Consider the following 15,755-nt stretch of genomic DNA (forward strand, 5'->3'; position numbering starts at 1 on the left):
CAGCTTCTAATCACTTACCACCGATATAACTGATACTTTATTTACGAGCTTCGCTCGTCGCGTCAGCAAGCTGCACGCCTACAAGTAAAGCCATCCCTAATCTTTAAATCTAAACTCCAAGTTTATTTATCCGCTGTAGACGCTGAGCTTGCTCGCGTGAGAAGCGCCAGCTTCTAATCATTTACTACCGATTTAACTGAGACTTTATTTACGAGCTTCGCTCGTCGCGTCAGCAAGCTGCACGCCTACAAGCAAAACCATCCCTAATCTTTAAATCTAAACTCCAAGCTTATTCATTCGTTGTAGACGCTGAGCTTGCTCGCGTGAGAAGAGGCAGCTTCTAATCTATAAAATTCACAGCAAGTTTACGATCGTTGTTTGTCGCGTCAGCAAGCTGCACGCCTACAAGCAAAACCAGCCCAATCTTTTAAATTCAAACTCCGAGCTTATTTATCCGTTGTAGACGCTGAGCTTGCTCGCGTGAGAAGCGCCAGCTTCTAATCACTATATCTAAGCCCACTTAACCCCTTTCTAAAGCTGCTCTTTAATATTACCTATGTTATTTTAAACACCTTGTTTAAAAGGATATTGCAGTATGTTTAAAACCCTATTTATTACGTTATTTTTTATTTTTAGCGCCACTTTTATTGCAAGCGTGCAAGCCAACGAAGCTAACAACTCACTTGTAGTAGGTGCGCAGCAATATGCTAAATATTTACCGCAGTTAAAAAATAAACGTGTAGGGCTAGTAGTTAATCAAACATCAATGGTATGGCACACTCACTTGGTAGATGCGCTGCTGACTAAAAATATTAATATAACTAAAATTTTTGCACCTGAGCATGGCTTTCGCGGCGATCACGATGCGGGCGCACATGTAAAAAATGCCGTTGATAGCAAAACTGGGATTCCGCTTATTTCTATTTACGGTAAAAATAAAAAACCAAGCCAAGCTGCTTTAGTCGATGTTGATGTGATTATTTTTGATATTCAAGATGTGGGAGTACGTTTTTATACCTACATAAGCTCTATGCACTACATGATGGAAGCCGCTGCAGAGCAGGGGATAGAATTTTTAGTACTCGACAGACCCAACCCAAATATTACCTACGTTAATGGGCCAATATTAGAGCCAGAATTTAAATCGTTTGTAGGCATGCACCCAATTCCTGTTTTACACGGAATGACAGTTGGCGAACTTGCCAAAATGATCAAGGGTGAGGGCTGGATCAATAAAGCGTCCGATTTAAATTTAACCGTGATCCCAGTTGATCATTACACTCGCAAAAGTACTTACAGCTTGCCTATAAAACCCAGCCCTAATTTACCTAACGATCAGGCCATTGCGCTTTACCCGTCGCTTTGCTTTTTTGAGGCAACGCCTATCAGTATTGGCAGAGGCACCGACTTTGCGTTTCAAGTAATTGGCTATTCGCCAGTTGCATTAGGTGATTTTAATTTTACACCGCGCGCAATTAAAGGCGCTGCTTTAAACCCTAAATTTAAAAACCAAACTGTGCAAGGGCTCGATTTAAGACAGGCAAATATTTCAGGCCTAAATTTAACTTACTTAATAAATGCGTACACGGAGCTTAGTAAAAATAACATCTCGTTTTTTGAGCGCGCTGACTTTATGGATAAACTAGCGGGTACTAATAAATTACGCTTAGCTATTGAAGCAGGGCAATCAGAAGCGCAAATAAAGCAAAGCTGGCAGGCGGGGCTTGCGCAATTTAAAGCGCAAAGAGCGCCTTACTTGCTATATAAATAAGGGCTAAGCATGTTTATCGCTTTAAAAAATCAAAGGTGTGGTTATATCAAACAAGCATTTATAGGGGCGTTAAGCTTTATTATTGTGGGTTGCAGTACACCACCTGAACCTATTAGCTCGGTGCTACCACTTACAAAAAGCCAACTTGTAGAGCTGCCTAATGCACAAGTGGTTGTAACGTTTCCTGAGGTAAATCCAAGTAGCCGGTTTTATGTAAATAACCGAGGAACGTTTAAAGCTTACAAAGGGCGCGGGCAATTATTAATACAAAACCACAACGCACAAAGCGCCGATATTTATATTAATAATCAAAAGCTCGACGTTAACCAGCTAAGCGCCAACACCTTATACAATTACAGTTTGGCAAAAAATACTCACAACGGTGTTAATACTTTTAAAGTTGAAAATATTCTCCCTGCTGGCGCAAGCTTAACACTGCGTTTTGCATTTCCTACTTTAAGCGATGAACCAAAAAAGCATATAGATTTTACTGAAGTAGACACATTAATTGAACGCGATGTAAAAGCGGGTTTTCCTGGGGCTGTGTTGGCCGTTATTAAAAATGGCGAGCTAATAAAGTTAACCGCCTATGGCGATGCAAAGCAGTACCAGCAAAGTGATTTAATGCTACTTCGCCCAGAGCCCATGCAAACTAATACTTTGTTTGATCTTGCCTCAAACACCAAAATATTTGCCACCAACTTTGCACTTATGAAATTAGTAAGCGAAGGGCTGTTAAATATTAATAAACCCGTGCAAAGCTACCTAAGCGAATATAAAGGCGAAGGGCGAGCAAAGCGCACAGTAAAAGACTTACTCACTCACAGCGCCGGATACCCGCAAGTATTTGACTTTCATCGTAAAGATGGCAGCAATGGCGACGCGTTTTATTCGCAAAACAGTAAAACCACCAAACAGCTATTACTTACCAGCGTCCCTTTTAGTAGTAAATCATCTGGGCAGCCTATTTACTCAGATATTGATTACATGATTTTAGGCGTACTCATTGAGCGCATAACTGGGCAGCCCCTTGACGAATATCTAGAGCAGCAAGTGTACGCACCACTAAAATTAACTAACACGTTATTTAATCCACTTAAAAAAGGCTTTAAGCCGCAGCAATTTGCAGCCACTGAGCTTAGCGGCAACACACGAGACGGGCGCATTAAGTTTGATAATGTTCGCACCAATGTTTTACAAGGCCAAGTGCATGATGAGCGCGCTTACTACTCACTTGATGGCGTAGCAGGGCATGCAGGATTATTTAGTAACTCTCACGACTTAGCGGTGCTTTGCCAGCTATTACTAAATAATGGTGGCTACGGCGACCAACAATTATTTAGTGCAAGCGCCTTAGCGCAATTTTTAACGCCGCAATCAAGCGATGAAACCTACGGGCTTGGCTTTAGGCTAGCTGGTAACAACCAAGCAAGGCGCTGGCACTTTGGCCCTTATGCAAGCGCGCAGGCTTATGGCCACACAGGTTGGACGGGGACAGTGACCGTAATTGACCCCGCTTACGACTTGGCTATTGTTTTACTTACCAATGCTCGCCATAGTGCCATTAAAGGCTCGCAAAAACGTTACGAATTTACAGGCAAACAATTTGAAACCGCACAGTACGGATCGGTAGTGTCGCTTATTTATGAAGCGCTACTAAATCAATAAGCTATCGTATAGGTTAAAACGTACTAACTGTGCCACCTTAAGTGATTTATTTACAGGTGACTTGAGTAAGCCAATCCATTAAGCTAAGCGGTCTATAAAACTAAGCCGGTTTATGTTGTTAGGCTTAACAAATAAGCGTTAAAACGCGTACAAAGCGAGGTTTACTCGCTAATAATTAAGGTTAACTTTTTATGCATTGGTATTCTATTTTACCGCCGCTAATTGCGATTGCTATCGTGTTTTGGCGAAAAGAAGTGATTATGGCGCTACTTGTTGCTGTTGCTTCTTCTGAGTTTTTACTCGCCTTTCAGGGCGAAGGTAATAGCTTGTTTGACACTTTTTTAAATACCATTGAACGTATTATTTCGGTTGCCAGCTCGCCAGGTAATACACGCATATTAATATTTAGTATTTTAATAGGTGCCTTGCTTGCCTACATTCGCGAATCTGGCGGCGTTGCAGCAACCGTTAATATGCTAATGAACAAAGGTATTGCAAAAAGTAAGCGCCAAGTGGGCTTTTTAACCATGTTTACCGGCATTACGGTGTTTATAGAATCTAACCTGAGCGTACTTACCTCGGGTATTTTATCGCGTGGCTTATTCGACAAATTTAAAATGAGCCGAGCGCGTCTAGCGTACATTATTGACAGCACCAGTGCGCCAGTGTGTATTTTAATACTCCTTAATGGCTGGGGTGCGTTTGTACTTGGTTTGTTAGGTAACTACGAGCTAGGTGAGTCGGCGGTATCGGTGTTATGGGGCAGCGTAGGGTATAACTTTTACGCCATAATTACCCTTGTCATTGTTTTTTACACCATCGCGTTCGATAAAGTGCACGGCCCAATGAAAGAAGCCGAACAAAAACTAGAGCTTCAAACAACTGACTTAAAAGAAGAAGTAAAAGGCTCTAAAGCACGTTACATGTTAATCCCGCTTATTACGCTTATTACCAGCATGGTTGGCTTTATGTATTACACCGGTAATGGTGTACTAGCCGAGGGCAGCGGTTCTAAATCAGTATTATATGCAACGGTTTTAGCCATTGTTGTCGCTTACTTTTTAATGATTGGCTCACGTAAATTTACGCATCATCAATTAGTTGATACCGGTTTTAAAGGTATGGGCGAATTAATGCCACTGGTCGCCATTGTACTGCTTTCGCTTACACTTGGCGCAAGCTTAAAAGAATTGGGTACTGGCGTATTTGTAGCATCGCTTGTTGGCGACTACCTACCTATTTACTTAATAGTACCGGTGCTGTTTTTAACCGGCGCAGTTATGTCGTTTACTACGGGTACATCATGGGGCACGTTTGCTATATTAATCCCAATTGGTGTGCCACTTATTCAAGCGCTAGGTTTACCACCATCGCTTGTTGTAGGTGCTATTTTGGGTGGTGGTATATTTGGCGATCACTGCTCGCCTATATCCGACACCAGCGCTGTATCAGCTATTGCATCAGGGTGTGACTTACTCACCCACGTTAAAACGCAGCTACCGTACGCCTTATTTGGCGGTGCATTGACGTTTATAGCGTACTTAGTAACAAGCATACTTGTGTTATAAAAACGTCTTATAAAAGTGTGCTGTAAATACTGAGTTTTAATTATTTATAAAATGCCTTGAAAGCCTGCAAATATGCAGGCTTTTTTAGAGCACAAAACAAGGATTGTTTAAATGAAAAATAAAGCTTTTGTCCTTTTTAGTTTTTTATTGTTTTTGAACGCATGTTCTTACCTAGAAAGTGAAACAGAACAAGCAGAACGATTGGGTAAAACATACCAGCTCAATATAAAAACAGATGATCCAAAGCAATCTTATCCAAAAGATTTTACCGAAGAAGAGGGAAGTTTAGTCAATGTTGAAGTGACTATAACCTCTTTAGATAGTGCTGCTGAAACTCTTGATGGGATTGAGTCTGCCTTGGGAGTTTACCCAGAAGGATTTATTTCTGAAGTAATTGATACTATCTACATTGCAGGTTCTATAACTATTGAAGGTGCTGCGGCTGGCGGAACTTATGGATCTAGATGGATAGCTTTATCTAATGTTGCACAATGGAATGGAACAAAAGCTAACTATGAAAATGCGTATCGTGGAGTACATCATGAACTTAGTTCACTCATATTTAATAACTCACCATTTAGCGTAATGACATGGCAAAGTTTATTAAATAGAGATTGGAAGGCTGCGGCATCAAATTTTGAGGCACTTACAAAAGATGAGTTAGCGCCAGATTATAGCGCAGGCTTTTTGTCTGATTATGGTAAAACATCTATGGGTAATGATTTTAATACTTACGCCGAATTTGCCTTTGCTGAACCTGAAAAATTGCGGGAACTTGCCGCAACCTACCCAATAATAGCTAAAAAACTGAGTTTGTTTATTACTGCGTATACGCAGATTTTTCCTGAATACCAGCAGGGCTTCGAAGAATATTTTACTAGAACAGGTTTAAGTGATGTTGCGGTAGAACCTGAAAATGTAGAAATGACGATTCAGTTAGACTTGAGTAACATTAAGCCGAAAATTATCAGATAACGCTATTTGATTGCGATCTTACGTTTTTAGCGTACTTAGTAACAAGTATGTTTGTATTAAAAAATACGATTTTTACATAGTTAAAAGCCTGCTTAACCGTAGGTTTTTTTGTTTAAAAAAAGCGTACATAGGTTGGGTTGAGTGACACGAAACCGAACTGTTCTACAATGCGGTTTGCACCTATAAAGCTAAGTATATGTATATCTTTTGTAGGCGCATAGCTTGCTAGCGCGTCGGGCGTTAGCCCGAAAAGTTAGATTTAGTATTTACGCACTAGGTTACGCATCAACTACTGATTTCAGAATCATAGTATTAAGCATGACATCTGTGTTTTAGTTTTGTATAAAACAAAATCCGCCCTATGCCTTCTTAAAAAGGACTATTCATTTTGATTTGAGGGACTTTAAGTCACAAGCAAACTAATAAAAAGTGTATTTTTGTTATTGTGAGCTTAAAAATTATTTTTAACAATTCTTTACTCTTTTAATTCATGCAGTAAGCAAGTAATGCTGAAACTGATATCGAGTTGTATTATGATTAATTTAAAAAGTAATAAGGCTAATAATGAAAATGGATCTAGATTCTAAACAGAGTGCACTTCAAAAAATATCAAAACAAAATGCACTTTCAGCTGCTTTAGGTGCTGCATTCTGGAGTGTTCCTATTTTAGTTCTATGGGCATTTCTGTTTGAGTTAAAACCAGCTGCAGGTCCTGTGATGTTACTCATTAGTGGTGCATTAGTTGGTGCAGCTGTACGGTTTCATGGTCGAGGATACGAGCGTTTATTTTCGCTAATAGGTTTAATTGCTCATGCTTGTATTGTATTTGTAGCGTGGGATTTGCAGATTATTCTTGTTGGTGGCGTTTTAGCGGTTATTTTAGTTGGGGTTTATATTTTTGGCGCATGGGGAGCTGCCTACATATCACGCATTAATGTATCAATGCACGACCATAAAGAATTTGATAAATTATTTGAATCTGCCGATTATCAAAAACAAAAAAAGCTAAAAAATAGATGGTTCATTGTACTTCCTGTCGTTAGTGTTTTAACGCTTGTTGCAGGTTTTATCACGGCAATAGGTATCGTTATTTTTCAGCAACAGCAGCATATTGATATTGAGGTACAACAACATCAGCAGCGTGCCGCTGAATTTCGCAGTAAGCATATTGAAACAAGTAATGAAAACCTCGCCTCTATGAGCACCAAAAAAGCATTAACATATGCTTATGCGTATCAGTCAGGAAGACACTTCGATGAGCGAGGATATTATAAAGGTGCCTACCCACAAGATAGCTTCCAAGCTTTAGTAATATTACGTTACCTAGCTAATGAAAAGAAAAACCCGCGCGCACAATTTATTTTAGGAAAAATACTTAATAACGAAAAAGGCCAGGCTTTATTATTACAAGCCGAAAAAGCAGGTGATGAATTTGCTATGCTTTATAGTATTTATGAATTTGGCTGTCTAATTGATGCGAAGAGAGGCAAACAGCTTCTAATGAGCTTTGCTAAAAATATAGAAGAGCAATCGGTTATTATTGACATACAGAGTATGAACAGCGACGACTTTAATGATCATTGTATAGTATTAGATAGTACTGAATTTGATTATCGCTATATACGAGATTATTAGTGAGTATTGAATTGAGAAGTATTGAGTTTCAATTCAAATTACTGCTCTAAGGTTTAGTTTTTTACTTTGAGTATTTAAAAACTTTATTTTAGATTTTGTGACGTATAAAGCTTCAGCCAAGAGGTATTGCCATGGATCCCTTTTTGTAATCTTATCTATGAGCGGCGACGTATTTTCTATTGCATCGGGAGGACTTACTTACCGGTGTTAAAACACGGCTATCGCGAGCTTATTTGATGATGGCCTGATACTTTTAGCATACGTAGATTGAGCAGTACAAAACCCAACGAATCTCCAATGTAGTTTGCACCTATAAAGCCAAGTATATGTATATTTTTTGTAGGCGCATAGCTTGCTAGCGCGTCGAGCGTTAGCTAGAAAAGTAAAATGCAGTATTTACGCACTAGAGTACTCGTCTACTACTGATTTTAGAGTCGTGCTATTAAGCGCGATATTTGTATTTTAGTTTTACAAGAAACAAGATACGGCTTTATGTTTTTTCACTTTAATAAACAGTGAATTCAGATAAGATACTTATACAAAAAATACGCAAAGGAATGTTTATGAGCCAGATTTTTGGTGATACAGATGATAAAAGGGCTTTATATGAAGCTCTAACTAGATACAACTATTTTCCAAATCAACGAGCAAATATAGGTGAGTTACCACCGAGTCTAGATACAAGGCAATTTACACCAGAGGTGGCAGAGGCTATTTCTAAGCTTGAAGAGACTAAAGGCAGATCTGGTTATGACTTAGTTGAATATAAGGCTACAAGATATAATAACGTGCCTAGAGTATTGGGACTTGTTCATCCCAGAGCTTACTCATCACTAGCCAAGTGTATACATGAGAATTGGGGAGAGCTGAAATGCGTTACTGAGAACGCAAATAGTATAATTAAGCCTGAGTTTCATCACAGTGAAAAGCGATTGGTTGTAATGAATTATGAAGCTCCATTCGTAAAAATTAGTCGCTCGCATACTTCTTCTTTTGCAAAACGATTTAGAGTTCACACTGATATAGCTAACTGTTTTAATAGTATTTATTCTCATGCGATTGCATGGGCTGCTGTTGGAGTTAAAGAGGCTAAAGCACAACAAAAAAGCAAAGAATGGTTTAACCGTTTAGATACCTACCAACGAAAAACTAAGCGTAATGAAACTCAGGGAATACCAATAGGTTCTGCAGCCTCTAGTATTGTGAGCGAGTTAATCTTAGGTAAAATTGACGAAGCCTTAATAAGTAAAAATTATGAGTTTCATCGATATATAGATGATTATACTTGCTACTGCTTGACTAGCGAAGACGCTCAAAACTTCATCCAAGATTTATCTAACTCTCTTGCTCTATATAAGCTGACACTGAACTTAAAGAAAACATCGATAATAGAGTTACCAGCGGCTTTTGAAGATGAATGGGTGTTAGATTTGAGAGGTGCACTACCAAGTCGCTTGGGTAATGCAGGCGAAAGCGAGCCCCAGCTATCTGCTGATGAAGCGCTTACGTTTTTAAATAAAGCTATTGGGATAAATAAAAGTACGCCTGATGGAAGTGTATTAAAGTATGCAATATCATTAATCATTAATTACTTAGATGAAGGTGCTAATGTAAGTTTATTGGAAGCTCTTCTGAACCTATCGTGGCACTACCCAGTTTTACTCCCGTTATTTGACAAATTATTAGGCAAAGCAGAGATAAGTGCAGGGGTTTTCGAGCAACAATTAAATGTAATAATAAGAGAAAATGCTGATAAGTTCCGATCTGATGGTATGTCTTGGCCGCTTCACACGATGTTAATTAATAACGTCATCCCAAAAACAGAAACGGCTGAAAAGGTCATTGCGAGTGGTGATTGTGTTGCAATTACTTTGTTATTAGAAATGCATGACTTCAATGAAATGATCGTTGAGTTCGCACAAACTATAATTGATGATGGTGATAACTACGAAAAAGATAACTATTGGTTATTACTTTACCAACTATACCTAAAGGGCTTAATTGATAATCCGTATGATGACAAAGTATTTGAGTGTTTGAAAAAACACAAGGTTAATTTTATACCTAAAAATACGCTTACTGAAGCTGAAAAAAAATGTGATGAAATTCATAGTGAAATGGGAACTAACGCATTTAAAAAAGTATTTTCAGAAATTAAGGGGATACCGGTTAATGAAAAACCTAATGGGGACTCACCTGCTTTTTAGTTTCTAATAAACAGTTACGACCTAATTCTATTAGGTCGTAAAATTAAATTATCACCTAAGCCCCACACTGCCTAACCCCAGCTCCCGCATGTTTAAGCGCAATAATTTGCCCTTTACCGTTATGCGCCATAGCGAGCATATCACCCGTATTTAGACCACTTTCTACTGCGTGTTTACCTTTTAAATCACTCAACAGCGAATACTTAATTTGCACGAGTACCTCGTCGTTACAGCTGGCTATGTACCAGTCGTTATCTACCTTCACTAGAGTGCCGTATTCTATATGGCGTTGTTGGTGGCGGCGTAAATCGTTAGCTAATTGACTATCAAGCGCGTGTTTTTGCTCGTTTATGGAGCTTGCGTAGCTACCAGCTTGGTTTATTTCGTGTGTTTTTATAATTGAATAGTCGTGAATATCTATAGTGTTAAGTGCGGTGTTATGTACGGTTTTAGGCGTGGTATTTATGCTGTTGTTATTATCAAACACAATAAATGCAAACACACCCAGTGCGCAGGCTAGGCTGGTTAGCTGTAGCGTAAAGCCGATCTTTTTAGGCTTTGCATGCACAGCGTTATTAAGTAGCGCTTTTTGCTGAGCGCTTGTAAGTGTAGTGCGCGCTTTTCGCTCTTTAAAGTGTTGTGTGAGCTTTTGATCAAGCGGCTCATCAGGCTTGTTCATTGTTTGCTCCTAATAAACGTTTAAGGTTTTGCTTGGCATAACGCAGCCTTGTTTTAATGGTCTCAAGGCTGCTTTGCGTTATAAGCTCTATGTCGGTGAGCGAAAAGCCTTCTTGTTGCAAGGTTATGGCTTCGCGCTGTACAAAGCTGAGTTGTTTTAGCGCGGCGTCGAACGCGTCATAGCTTATGTTTGAGCTGCCTATATGCGAGTCTCGACTAGTTAAGTCGTTTTCGCTTTTATCATTTTGTGCTGCTAAATACGTATTTTCGTCAAACTCTACAAAGTGCTGTTGCTTGCGGTATTCGTCAATGAGTGTGTTGCGGGCAAGTTTAAACAACCACGCTTTAGGTGTGGTTTGCGCTTGGTAAAGGTGGCGTTTTTCGATTACTTTTAGCCATGTTTGTTGGCTTACGTCGTATGCTAAATGCGTATTAGATTGCGTAACAAGGTAGTGGTATAAGTCGTTACTGTAGAGGGCAATAAGCTGCTCTAAGTAACGATTTTCGCCACTTTTTGCGTAACTTGCCATGCAGTCCTTGCTTGGCGTTTCAAATAACCATGACTTAATACTTAGTAGCATAGGCGTTTAGTCCATTAAATAGAGTTATCTAATTTAAAATCGAGCTGTACGGTTTGACCTGTTTGTAATTGTGCCACACCTTCAATTACTTTGGGGCGATATTTCCAGCGTTTAATTGCTCTTATTGCTTCGCGATTAAAGGTGCGTTTGGGTTCGGCGTTAATAACTACTGGGTCGATTACTTCCCCCGTTGGCGAAATACTAAAGCTTAGTTGCACCCAACCTTCAATACCATCGCGCGCGGCTGTGGTTGGGTATTTAGGGTTTATGCGCACTATGGGTGTTGCATCCCCTGTTGGGCGATTAATGGTATTATTAATGTCGTCACCAAAATCATCAATTGTAACTGGCGTAAAGTCGCTAATTGCCAACACAGGATCGGCTGATGTATCAAGCGGTGGTGCTTTTGGCGGCACTTTAGGCATTGGCGGTGGCGGCTGTATTTTTTGTATATGCCTGACTTTTGAATCCTCAGGTGCCTGAAAAATCTCTACTATAATATTGCCCCCTGGTTTAACCGGTGCGCGTTGCTCGCCACTTATTAAATATTGCATAAACGCAAAAGCTGCAAAGGTCATTGCGGCGCCGCCAATAACGGCGGTCGATGTTTTAATAAATACTGGGTTGTTAGGTACTTCAAGTGTGTGCATAAGCCGCTCCAAATTAATGCATTAGGGTGTTTTCAAAGCTATAACGGGTGGCAAATCAAAAAGGGGTGAAATAATTTTATAAAAAATCTGGGGTTTAGTTACAATAGCCATTCGCATTCTTTTACTTATTAACTTTTTAGGCTGTTATGCAACTCATTGAAATAAATAAAGCGCGTTATCGTAAACATTTAAACCGTGTTATTGCAGGATGTGGTATTGGTTTGGCTGTAGGCAGCTTGGCTATATCGCAAACGCTGATTGCTTTATTTCCTGATGAAAGTGGTAGCCACTTTCATTGGAACTTAATAGGTGTTGCTATTACAAGCGTTGGGCTTGCGTGGTTACTTCATAAATACCGTACACATAGCTTTATGACTGAAGTTGTTTATGTGTGGGAACTTAAAAAAGCACTTAATAAAATAACCCGTAAAATGGCTAAGTTAAAAGCCGCTGGCCGTGAAGGCAATGCCGATGCGTTATTAGCTATTCATTATAGCTACGCGGGCTCTCGGTTATTGTGGCAGCTAGACGATAATCTAATCACCATGGACGATTTAGCCATTAAACAAGCTGAGCTTGAATCTGTTGCAGCGCAACATAACGTAACGCTAAATGCTGATGAGTATGATGCGAGCATTTTAAAACAGTTTTAGTTTTTAATGTTTAAAGGAGTGTCTAATGAAAAAAATATTAGTTGTTTGTTTAGGTAATATTTGCCGCTCGCCAACCGCAGAGGCGGTATTAAAAGCCCGCGCTAAAAAGCTAGGTGTTGATGTTAAAGTTGATTCGGCTGGCACTATTGGTTATCACGAAGGTAAAACGCCTGATAGCCGCTCAATGGCTGCAGGCGAAAAACGTGGTTATAGTTTTAAAGGTATTTATTCGCGTAAAGTACGCACAAGTGACTTTACTGAATTTGATTTAATTTTAGCGGCCGATACACAAAATTTAGCTGATTTAAAAGCCCAGTGCCCTGCGCATTTACAGTACAAATTAGCGTTGTTTTTAGAGTTTGGTGAACAGAGCGTTAGTGCGATTCCCGATCCTTATTACGGCGGTGATGATGGCTTTGAAAATGTGCTTGATTTAATTGAAGCCGCAAGCGACAAAATACTGTCAAAAATTTAAAAGGTATGGTTAAGTTATAGTTAATGAATGACTGTTAATATGCCATTGGTAATTTAGGTATGAATACTGGGCTTATTGCAATTCACTCTATTGTAATTGGTACACCTTTTTGGAGAACGATATGAATTCAGTTAAGAAAATAGCAATGACAATGTGTATAGCACTCCCTGTATTTGCTCATGCTGGGGAGTCTATTGTTAAATGGCATGACTTTAACGATTATCGTGATGTACGAGCGTCGAATCAAGCCAGAGGGTCGTATCATAAACACATTGCAAGTAGCTTTGAAAAACATATGGCTAAGCTTGCTGAGCAGCTACCAAAAGGTTATAAATTAAACGTAGAGTTCACTGATTTAGATTTAGCCGGTGATGTGCGATACGGCGGTATGGATGAAATACGTGTAGTAAAACCAATCTATTTTCCGCGCATTAAGCTCAATTATTCGTTAACAGATAAAGATGGTAGCGTACTTAATAAAGGCAGTGATGTAGAGCTTAAAGATATGGGCTTTATGGATAAAATTAAAATGGGCCGCGAAGAATCATTTTATTACGAAAAACGCTTATTAACGCAGTGGTTTGGTGAACAAATATTACCAAGTTTAGATTAACTTAAAATAAAAATGCCGCTAAATAGCGGCATTTTTATTTTTAAGCTTTACTTAAAAGTAGCTAACAGCGTGAGTATTTGTTGTAACTTAATAACGGTTGTTTTAAGTTTTTCTTCATCAAAACCATCGTTAGATAAGCTTTCAACGTCAGCGGCTACGTCAAGAACATACGGCTTAAAGCGTTTAGCTTCAAAGCTAAAACCAGCATCTTGTGCAAATAAGGCTTTAAATTTGCCATGGCCTTGCTGTTGTAGTTCATCGAGTTTTTTGTCGGCATCAAGCGCCTGACGATAAACAATTTTTAAATTAGTATTGAGTTGTTCAATAATTGAATCCATGGTTTTCCTAAAGCTTTGTACTGCATGGCCGACATAATACTTGGATTACATTTAAAAGTCAGGTTTGTTATATGAATATATCAGGCACAAGCTTACCCGCTGTTTCTGGCTCAGGCCAAGGCAGTGAGCTTTATAGCGCTGCTTTATCTAAAAAGCAGCAACTAGCAGATGGCGCAGCAGCACTTGCACTTATTGAAGGTGCTGCACAATCGTCAAGTGCACAAACACCGGCTAAGTCGGTAACTGCATCATTGGGTAACAACGTAAATATATATGTTTAAATTAGCTTAAGATCGATAGGTGTTTTACTTTTTTGACCACCTATTTCTCTCACTAATTTAGGCACTAAAAATCCAGGCAGGGCTTTTAATAGCTCTGCCATTATTTTTATTGCGTCTTCTTCGTTAATATCAAAGTGGCTGGCCCCTTCAACTTTATCGAGCAAATACAAATAATACGGTAATACGTCTGCGTCAAATAACGCTTCGCTTAAATTTATTTGCGCATCGAGCGTATCGTTCACATCTTTTAAAATTACAGCTTGATTTAAAAGCGTTACGTTTGCTTGTTTAAGCTTTTGCATAGCAGCTTTAAAGTCAGCGTCTATTTCGTTGGCGTGGTTTATGTGATTAATAAAAATAATTTTTAATGGCGATTTTGCTAATCGCTCACATAACTCATCGGTAACCCGCGTGGGTATAACTACTGGTAAACGACTATGAATTCGCATTCGTTTAATTTGTGGTAATTGCTCAAGCTCATCTAAAAACCAGCTTATTGCATCGTCTTTGGCCATCAGCGGATCGCCACCACTTAAAATCACTTCGTTTATATTGGCATCAGATTTTATGTAGCTTAGTGTTTCAAGCAGGCTTTTTTTATTAAGTTGGTTTTCTTGATATGGAAAATGCCTTCTAAAGCAGTAACGACAATTGACTGCACAGCCGGTTTTAAACATTACTAAAACACGCGATTTATACTTATGTAAAAGGCCGGGTTGTTCGTTATCTTGCTCAAGTAGGGGATCTTTATTAAAACCCGATTTAGTCAAAAATTCTTGATGGCGTGGCATGACTTGCAATAAAAGAGGATCGTTTGGATCGCCTTTGCGTATTTTTTTTATAAAAGGGATAGGCACGCGTACCGGAAATAAACTGCGGGCTTTTAGGTCGTTTTCATGGACTTGGCTCGATAAACCGACCATTTCAAGCAAGGTCTTTGGGCAGGTAACTACATTTGCTAATTCTTTTTGCCAGTTTTTATGCAAATTTGCTTCATTTCTTTGTATCATTGGCATGTAGATTACTCGAAAAAATATAAATAGAGGAAACGATGGCGAATTATAGCACCAACGAGTTCAAGGGCGGCCTAAAAATTATGATGGACGGCGAGCCTTGCAGTATCTTAGAAAATGAAATGGTAAAACCTGGTAAAGGCCAGGCGTTCAACCGTGTTCGTATCCGTAAACTTATCTCTGGTAAGGTGCTTGAAAAAACCTTTAAATCGGGTGAATCAGTTGAAGGTGCTGATGTAATGGATACAGATTTAGCGTATCTATACACAGACGGCGAATTTTGGCATTTCATGAACAACGAAACATTTGAGCAAATTGCCGCTGACGAAAAAGCACTAGGCGATGCTGTTAAATGGTTAGTTGAAAATGATTTATGTACAATCACATTATGGAACGGCAGCCCTATTGCTGTTACACCACCTAACTTTGTTGAGCTTGAGATCACTGAAACAGATCCTGGCCTTAAGGGCGATACAGCGGGCACTGGTGGTAAACCAGCAACGCTTAGTACAGGCGCTGTAGTACGAGTTCCATTATTCGTACAAATTGGCGAAGTAATTAAAGTAGACACTCGTAACGGTGAATACGTAAGCCGTGTTAAGTAAGCTTTAACATTGTTTATAAAATCCCAGCTTAAGCTGGGATTTTT

General features: G+C 39.3%; 16 protein-coding genes. 11 read left to right on the top strand and 5 right to left on the bottom strand.

The features are described from left to right. Nucleotides 1-595: 595 nt before the first annotated feature. The 6 genes from DC53_RS01810 to drt4 all read left to right on the top strand — a co-directional run bounded on the left by DC53_RS01810 (nt 596) and on the right by drt4 (nt 9,824). Nucleotides 596-1,771, top strand: a complete 1,176-nt coding sequence (locus tag DC53_RS01810) for an exo-beta-N-acetylmuramidase NamZ family protein (protein WP_033031941.1) — start codon at nt 596-598, stop codon at nt 1,769-1,771. Between the two features lie 9 nt (nt 1,772-1,780). Further along, nucleotides 1,781-3,439, top strand: coding sequence for a penicillin binding protein PBP4B (gene pbp4b / locus DC53_RS01805; protein ID WP_033031943.1), 1,659 nt, complete (start codon nt 1,781-1,783; stop codon nt 3,437-3,439). Nucleotides 3,440-3,630: 191 nt separating this feature from the next. Then, the gene (locus DC53_RS01800; protein WP_033031945.1) at nt 3,631-5,007 is read left to right on the top strand and encodes a Na+/H+ antiporter NhaC family protein; all 1,377 of its coding nucleotides are present in this window, start codon (nt 3,631-3,633) and stop codon (nt 5,005-5,007) included. Nucleotides 5,008-5,118: 111 nt separating this feature from the next. After that, nucleotides 5,119-5,982, top strand: a complete 864-nt coding sequence (locus DC53_RS01795; protein ID WP_033031947.1) for a hypothetical protein — start codon at nt 5,119-5,121, stop codon at nt 5,980-5,982. A gap of 564 nt (nt 5,983-6,546) precedes the next feature. Beyond that, nucleotides 6,547-7,617: a hypothetical protein gene (locus DC53_RS01790; RefSeq protein WP_033031949.1), complete on the top strand. Its 1,071-nt coding sequence runs from the start codon at nt 6,547-6,549 to the stop codon at nt 7,615-7,617. A gap of 563 nt (nt 7,618-8,180) precedes the next feature. Further along, nucleotides 8,181-9,824, top strand: coding sequence for an antiviral reverse transcriptase Drt4 (gene drt4 / locus DC53_RS01785; protein ID WP_007378821.1), 1,644 nt, complete (start codon nt 8,181-8,183; stop codon nt 9,822-9,824). Nucleotides 9,825-9,879: 55 nt separating this feature from the next. On the opposite strand, the gene DC53_RS01780 is transcribed toward drt4, so the two are convergent. Genes DC53_RS01780 through DC53_RS01770 form a run of 3 tightly spaced genes read right to left on the bottom strand, consistent with a single transcriptional unit; the run spans nt 9,880 to nt 11,733 of the window. Then, complete coding sequence (locus DC53_RS01780; RefSeq protein WP_008137275.1) at nt 9,880-10,503, bottom strand: hypothetical protein; 624 nt, start codon at nt 10,501-10,503, stop codon at nt 9,880-9,882. Then, nucleotides 10,490-11,083 (bottom strand): sigma-70 family RNA polymerase sigma factor, encoded by a 594-nt coding sequence (locus DC53_RS01775; protein ID WP_033031951.1) that lies wholly within the window; start codon nt 11,081-11,083, stop codon nt 10,490-10,492. Before DC53_RS01775 ends, DC53_RS01780 begins: the two co-directional genes overlap by 14 nt. Nucleotides 11,084-11,097: 14 nt before the next feature. Continuing rightward, entirely contained in the window at nt 11,098-11,733 is a 636-nt protein-coding gene (locus DC53_RS01770; RefSeq protein WP_033031953.1) for an energy transducer TonB, read from the bottom strand. Between the two features lie 146 nt (nt 11,734-11,879). Between DC53_RS01770 and DC53_RS01765 the strand changes: the two genes are divergently transcribed. From DC53_RS01765 to DC53_RS01755, 3 genes are all read left to right on the top strand, one after another. Further along, a complete protein-coding gene (locus DC53_RS01765; protein WP_007378817.1) occupies nt 11,880-12,386 on the top strand; it encodes a DUF3087 domain-containing protein in 507 nt (168 codons plus the stop codon). Nucleotides 12,387-12,411: 25 nt separating this feature from the next. Next, nucleotides 12,412-12,861, top strand: coding sequence for a low molecular weight protein-tyrosine-phosphatase (locus tag DC53_RS01760; protein ID WP_008137282.1), 450 nt, complete (start codon nt 12,412-12,414; stop codon nt 12,859-12,861). Between the two features lie 121 nt (nt 12,862-12,982). After that, the gene (locus tag DC53_RS01755) at nt 12,983-13,474 is read left to right on the top strand and encodes a DUF3016 domain-containing protein (RefSeq protein WP_007378815.1); all 492 of its coding nucleotides are present in this window, start codon (nt 12,983-12,985) and stop codon (nt 13,472-13,474) included. A gap of 47 nt (nt 13,475-13,521) precedes the next feature. Here the strand turns inward: DC53_RS01755 and DC53_RS01750 are convergent, their stop codons facing one another. Beyond that, the gene (locus DC53_RS01750; protein ID WP_002960798.1) at nt 13,522-13,812 is read right to left on the bottom strand and encodes a hypothetical protein; all 291 of its coding nucleotides are present in this window, start codon (nt 13,810-13,812) and stop codon (nt 13,522-13,524) included. Nucleotides 13,813-13,883: 71 nt separating this feature from the next. Here DC53_RS01750 and DC53_RS01745 point away from each other — a divergent pair, with 71 nt between their 5' ends. Next, the gene (locus DC53_RS01745) at nt 13,884-14,093 is read left to right on the top strand and encodes a hypothetical protein (protein ID WP_002960797.1); all 210 of its coding nucleotides are present in this window, start codon (nt 13,884-13,886) and stop codon (nt 14,091-14,093) included. On the opposite strand, the gene epmB is transcribed toward DC53_RS01745, so the two are convergent. After that, nucleotides 14,090-15,103: an EF-P beta-lysylation protein EpmB gene (gene epmB, locus DC53_RS01740; protein ID WP_033031971.1), complete on the bottom strand. Its 1,014-nt coding sequence runs from the start codon at nt 15,101-15,103 to the stop codon at nt 14,090-14,092. The genes DC53_RS01745 and epmB overlap by 4 nt on opposite strands. A 41-nt stretch (nt 15,104-15,144) precedes the next feature. On the opposite strand from epmB, the gene efp reads away from it, so the two are divergent. Further along, a complete protein-coding gene (gene efp, locus DC53_RS01735) occupies nt 15,145-15,711 on the top strand; it encodes an elongation factor P (RefSeq protein ID WP_024596699.1) in 567 nt (188 codons plus the stop codon). Nucleotides 15,712-15,755: the final 44 nt, after the last annotated feature.

Source organism: Pseudoalteromonas fuliginea (assembly GCF_000690055.1).
GTDB classification, from domain to species: domain Bacteria; phylum Pseudomonadota; class Gammaproteobacteria; order Enterobacterales; family Alteromonadaceae; genus Pseudoalteromonas; species Pseudoalteromonas fuliginea.

What these genes read in the sequence shown, in the direction of transcription:
- DC53_RS01810 (WP_033031941.1), top strand. Translation starts at nt 596, where the DNA reads ATGTTTAAAACCCTATTTATTACGTTATTTTTTATTTTTAGCGCCACT.
- pbp4b (WP_033031943.1), top strand. Translation starts at nt 1,781, where the DNA reads ATGTTTATCGCTTTAAAAAATCAAAGGTGTGGTTATATCAAACAAGCA.
- DC53_RS01800 (WP_033031945.1), top strand. Translation starts at nt 3,631, where the DNA reads ATGCATTGGTATTCTATTTTACCGCCGCTAATTGCGATTGCTATCGTG.
- DC53_RS01795 (WP_033031947.1), top strand. Translation starts at nt 5,119, where the DNA reads ATGAAAAATAAAGCTTTTGTCCTTTTTAGTTTTTTATTGTTTTTGAAC.
- DC53_RS01790 (WP_033031949.1), top strand. Translation starts at nt 6,547, where the DNA reads ATGAAAATGGATCTAGATTCTAAACAGAGTGCACTTCAAAAAATATCA.
- drt4 (WP_007378821.1), top strand. Translation starts at nt 8,181, where the DNA reads ATGAGCCAGATTTTTGGTGATACAGATGATAAAAGGGCTTTATATGAA.
- DC53_RS01780 (WP_008137275.1), bottom strand. Translation starts at nt 10,503, where the DNA reads ATGAACAAGCCTGATGAGCCGCTTGATCAAAAGCTCACACAACACTTT.
- DC53_RS01775 (WP_033031951.1), bottom strand. Translation starts at nt 11,083, where the DNA reads ATGCTACTAAGTATTAAGTCATGGTTATTTGAAACGCCAAGCAAGGAC.
- DC53_RS01770 (WP_033031953.1), bottom strand. Translation starts at nt 11,733, where the DNA reads ATGCACACACTTGAAGTACCTAACAACCCAGTATTTATTAAAACATCG.
- DC53_RS01765 (WP_007378817.1), top strand. Translation starts at nt 11,880, where the DNA reads ATGCAACTCATTGAAATAAATAAAGCGCGTTATCGTAAACATTTAAAC.
- DC53_RS01760 (WP_008137282.1), top strand. Translation starts at nt 12,412, where the DNA reads ATGAAAAAAATATTAGTTGTTTGTTTAGGTAATATTTGCCGCTCGCCA.
- DC53_RS01755 (WP_007378815.1), top strand. Translation starts at nt 12,983, where the DNA reads ATGAATTCAGTTAAGAAAATAGCAATGACAATGTGTATAGCACTCCCT.
- DC53_RS01750 (WP_002960798.1), bottom strand. Translation starts at nt 13,812, where the DNA reads ATGGATTCAATTATTGAACAACTCAATACTAATTTAAAAATTGTTTAT.
- DC53_RS01745 (WP_002960797.1), top strand. Translation starts at nt 13,884, where the DNA reads ATGAATATATCAGGCACAAGCTTACCCGCTGTTTCTGGCTCAGGCCAA.
- epmB (WP_033031971.1), bottom strand. Translation starts at nt 15,103, where the DNA reads ATGATACAAAGAAATGAAGCAAATTTGCATAAAAACTGGCAAAAAGAA.
- efp (WP_024596699.1), top strand. Translation starts at nt 15,145, where the DNA reads ATGGCGAATTATAGCACCAACGAGTTCAAGGGCGGCCTAAAAATTATG.